This is a genomic window from Microcystis sp. LE19-10.1B, from assembly GCF_027530565.1.
Lineage (GTDB): Bacteria > Cyanobacteriota > Cyanobacteriia > Cyanobacteriales > Microcystaceae > Microcystis > Microcystis aeruginosa.
The window spans coordinates 1-3,791 of the sequence record NZ_JAPZQM010000380.1 but is presented as its reverse complement, the minus strand read 5'-3'; the positions used below and the strand labels follow the sequence as shown (position 1 = coordinate 3,791).

Here is a 3,791-nt window from a genome sequence, read left to right as displayed (position 1 = left end):
AGTCTCCGAGCCAGTAGTCAGTAGTCAGGAGAATTAAGAATGAGCATTAATCAATTAAATGCTCTATTTGGTTATTTTATGCAATTTTATGCTTATTTTTCTCATTTTTGCCCTCTCAAAAATTAATTATGCAAGAACTCTGGTAAAGATGTAAAGATTTAAAACAAAGTTATCCACAGTCATCGGTTTGTTTGTAAATTTAGATACAGAATTATCAGGGTGATCTGTGTATGTCTTTACTACAATACCGCACTACTGCCGTTGTTACTTGTCCCCAAGCAAACACATGGGTACAACTCAGAATGCTTCCCTCTCCATACAGCTTTGATGAAGCGCTACTACTCTGTGAACAGGATCAGGGCCGTTGGGTGGCATGGATTCCCGATTTTGGCGAAATTATCTTGATCGAAGGGCAATTTGAGGGATAAACTAACTCTTGCTAACAATTAAAGCAGTTGACATCCTCACCGCCGTAAACGGACGGTGATTCCTCACCACGCCACCTTTTTAGGATGGTCGTTGAATGGGGTTGACGCTTCACAGGATGCTGCTACCTTAGCGGTAGTCTTACGCTTTCCGACCCGTCCGTTTTGAGTGTCCGAATGCCGGACGGCCACTTTGAACAAGTCGAAAAAATCTCATCTTCAACCTTATTTCCTAGAAAGTTTTACTCGTTCAAGGCCGAATTTGAAGTCTTTTCTGAACGAAACCCCCTACTATCTGTGGTCAGGGTTCAGTTTTTAGCTTGGTTATCGCTTTTTCCATTGTAGCTTAAAGCCGTCCTCAAAGGACGGGGTTTTCAAGCCAAATTTTCGATAATAGAATACCTGACTGGGGTACGCTCAAGAGATGGCGATCGCCTCTGTTGTCGGTATCAAAATATTCTCGGAAATCGGCTTGGCATCGGGTAAGTAGTCCATAAAAAGCCTCATCTGATTCATTTGTACGGGACCAAAAATAGTGGCAAAAGAAACATCGGCTGCATCTCGTCCTGTGCCAACGCGAATTAGCCCGCTCTGAGGCACAAGGCGGGTAGGATCGAAAAGATACCAGCGACCCCCTAGATAAGCCTCAAACCAGGCATGAAAATCGGGGGGATTTAAACCATAGGCGTAGCCGGAAACAAAGCGTGCCGGAATGTTCAAAGCTCGACAAAAAGCAATACCTAAATGGGCAAAATCACGGCAAACGCCTACCCTTTCTATCGCTGTATCGCAAGCAGAAGTTAAAGAATCACTGCTACCAGAGAGATACAAAACATTGTCATAAATCCAGTTACAGATAGCTGTCACCCTGGAATAACCAGGGACTAAATGGCCAAATTCAGCCGCGACAAAGCGCAATAATCGATCTGACTGACAGTAACGACTCGGATAAAGATAGTACAAGATATCGAGGGGTAAATCGGCTGGCTTTACTTCAAAAATCGTACTGGGGTCTGAATAATAAGGAGATAAGCCAACGGTTGCTCGATAGGAAATTTGCAAATTGCCAGGAGGGGCATTGAGTCGAAAGTATCGATTTCCACTGACAGAAGTGATGTATTCCTCAATCGACCGTTGAGAGTTAGAATGGAGGTCTTCCTGAACAATAATCTGATGGTTGTTGCTGACAATAGCAACATTAAGAATTAGAGTGCTTGCTTGCTCAATGCTGTAGGTTAATTCACAGCCAAGTTCATACTTTAGCATATCGTTTTTTTCTGTCCTTTCAATACGAGCAGATGCTGGAGCCGAAGCCGATTGTAACGCTGCACCCACAAACAAGGCAGGTTGAAGGCTGTTCCCACGGCGAGGTTTACCAGCACACCCCAGCCAGGAGTCCAGAGCATCGTCACTAACCAAAACAGCCAGATGGCGATGTGAACGTATTCCGCGCGACGGGTTTCAGCCAAAAAACGGGACATTACGGCACAGTCCCCACCGCCAACGGATGTTTTGCGAAAACCTCCTGGGAAGAAATCCCCTGCTTCTGGCAACCGATCCTTCCATCGCTTGATCCGCAGTACCCGATTGTACCATTGTCTATCTTCCCCCCAGGGTCGTGGCCGGGTCAGGCAGGTGTCCGTTTCTAGGAATTTCAGGGGAAGTTGATGACCGATAAAACCGATCAAAAGTGACCAGGCTGTCCAACCGACCACACAAAGCCCGACGATTACCCCATCCGGTAGTTGTAGCATAGGCGAGATCATTCATTCACCTTGCCATCGGGTACTTATCCTTCGTCCTTTCCATTCGATTTGACCACGTTCGAGATTCAGAATTGCCAGCAGGAACACTGCAATGAAGAAGGCAACCGGAATGGGGAAGAAAAAGACGATTGCTCCGAATGAACCCACTGGCCATACAATTATGGCTAACTGTATGGCGAAGGCAAGATAAAGCAGTACGTTATATAGTAAGGATGAATTCCCGACAATCGGCCAGCCGAATAGGGATGCGGGCAGACACCAAGCCGCCCAGAACAACCCTGAAAGCCAGAACACAACCGCCAGCATCCGCAGCCAAGAGACTTCCCCTGCTGCCGTTGCAAAGTTTTTGTCGAAACCAACAACCAGGTCCCGCAGCCCGCCGGGGTACATCCGATAGTCCAGTTGGCCATGACCAATGTATGCACTCACTGGCAGTCCCGCACTCTCATAAATATGAGCCATGAACCAGTCTTCTACAACATATCCTGCCACAGCGTCGTGGCCGCCGACCCGCTTATAGTCATCCTTGCTGGTAGCCATAGCCGGTCCAAAAGCCACACCACCTCTTGCTCCCAGTTTGACGGCCATCAAGCCGACGAGATTGAACAGAACCGCTAACAGTTCGTAGGGGCGTTCAGTGCGGTGATAGGGCTGAACTGAGACCAGACCACCTAAGTGTTGAACAGTTGCCACCAGCCTGCGGAGCAGCTCCTCCCCTGGCTCAGTGTCGGCATCGAGAAAGACGAGAATATCGCCAGATGAGGCTGCATATCCGGTTTTGAGTGCCCAGTTTTTCCCTGTCCAACCTGTGGGCAAAGGGCTAGTCTGCACTACTTTCACCCCGGCCTGTTCGGCGATCTGTGGGGTAGCATCGGCGGACTGGTCATCGATGACAATGATTTCGTAGGGCTTGAATGTTTGCTGCTTTAAGGCTGTTAGCAAATTAGGGAGGGTACTCTCTTCATTCCTCGCCGGAATCAAGACCGAGACTTTAGGCGAACCGACGACTGAAAAGTCTGGAAGTCGCGGCAACCGCCACATCAATCCCCAGCCTATTAGCCAGCGCACCAGCAGTGTGATGGACATCAGATCCATAATAATTCAACCTTTCCTTCCGTCTAGAACATCACTCACCTACCGATACGAATTCCCTTGAGAAAACTCAGCAATCCGAACACCTTAAGAATCCACAAAACGAGGGCGATGACAACCACAATGTTCAGGATTTGCTTGATCTTGCTGTCCATCGGAATGTAGTTGTTCACGAGCCACAATAGAACCCCAACCACGATGATAACTACCACAAACTGTACCAGATCCATGACTGACCTCCTTTCTCCGATCTAATGAGTTTCGTCAAGCATTTTATTCTCTTCATTATTATATATGCTCGTTTATATATGCTCGTTAGGTGGCCCGGGCAATCGCACACAATTCTTGAAGATACGCAATAAATCTAGGCTCTTCGTTACTTGTTATGGTTCGATAGGGGGGCATAAATCGACTAAATCCTTATCTGGCAAGAGACTTAATTGATTAGTTCGCTCTAGATCAAAAATAATTGACAAAAATCGCCAAATGCCTTTCTATATAAGGGTTC

General features: G+C 47.1%; 5 protein-coding genes. 1 reads left to right on the top strand and 4 read right to left on the bottom strand.

From position 1 onward, the window contains the following. Positions 1–230 precede the first annotated feature (230 nt). Positions 231–428 (top strand): hypothetical protein, encoded by a 198-nt coding sequence (locus O9332_RS13760; protein WP_012264871.1) that lies wholly within the window; start codon positions 231–233, stop codon positions 426–428. Positions 429–842: 414 nt separating this feature from the next. Here the strand turns inward: O9332_RS13760 and O9332_RS13755 are convergent, their stop codons facing one another. From O9332_RS13755 to O9332_RS13740, 4 genes are read right to left on the bottom strand one after another with little or no spacing between them, the layout of a single operon-like run. Next, the gene (locus tag O9332_RS13755; protein ID WP_004159260.1) at positions 843–1,691 is read right to left on the bottom strand and encodes a transglutaminase-like domain-containing protein; all 849 of its coding nucleotides are present in this window, start codon (positions 1,689–1,691) and stop codon (positions 843–845) included. After that, positions 1,685–2,179 (bottom strand): glycosyl-4,4'-diaponeurosporenoate acyltransferase CrtO family protein, encoded by a 495-nt coding sequence (locus tag O9332_RS13750; RefSeq protein ID WP_223212969.1) that lies wholly within the window; start codon positions 2,177–2,179, stop codon positions 1,685–1,687. Before O9332_RS13750 ends, O9332_RS13755 begins: the two co-directional genes overlap by 7 nt. A 12-nt stretch (positions 2,180–2,191) precedes the next feature. Next, positions 2,192–3,286: a glycosyltransferase family 2 protein gene (locus tag O9332_RS13745; RefSeq protein ID WP_004159258.1), complete on the bottom strand. Its 1,095-nt coding sequence runs from the start codon at positions 3,284–3,286 to the stop codon at positions 2,192–2,194. Between the two features lie 35 nt (positions 3,287–3,321). Then, entirely contained in the window at positions 3,322–3,513 is a 192-nt protein-coding gene (locus tag O9332_RS13740; protein ID WP_012265960.1) for a Thivi_2564 family membrane protein, read from the bottom strand. Positions 3,514–3,791 lie beyond the last annotated feature (278 nt).

Excerpts from the sequence above, each read along its gene's own strand:
- O9332_RS13760 (WP_012264871.1), top strand. The coding sequence starts at position 231 with ATGTCTTTACTACAATACCGCACTACTGCCGTTGTTACTTGTCCCCAA.
- O9332_RS13755 (WP_004159260.1), bottom strand. The coding sequence starts at position 1,691 with ATGCTAAAGTATGAACTTGGCTGTGAATTAACCTACAGCATTGAGCAA.
- O9332_RS13750 (WP_223212969.1), bottom strand. The coding sequence starts at position 2,179 with ATGCTACAACTACCGGATGGGGTAATCGTCGGGCTTTGTGTGGTCGGT.
- O9332_RS13745 (WP_004159258.1), bottom strand. The coding sequence starts at position 3,286 with ATGGATCTGATGTCCATCACACTGCTGGTGCGCTGGCTAATAGGCTGG.
- O9332_RS13740 (WP_012265960.1), bottom strand. The coding sequence starts at position 3,513 with ATGGATCTGGTACAGTTTGTGGTAGTTATCATCGTGGTTGGGGTTCTA.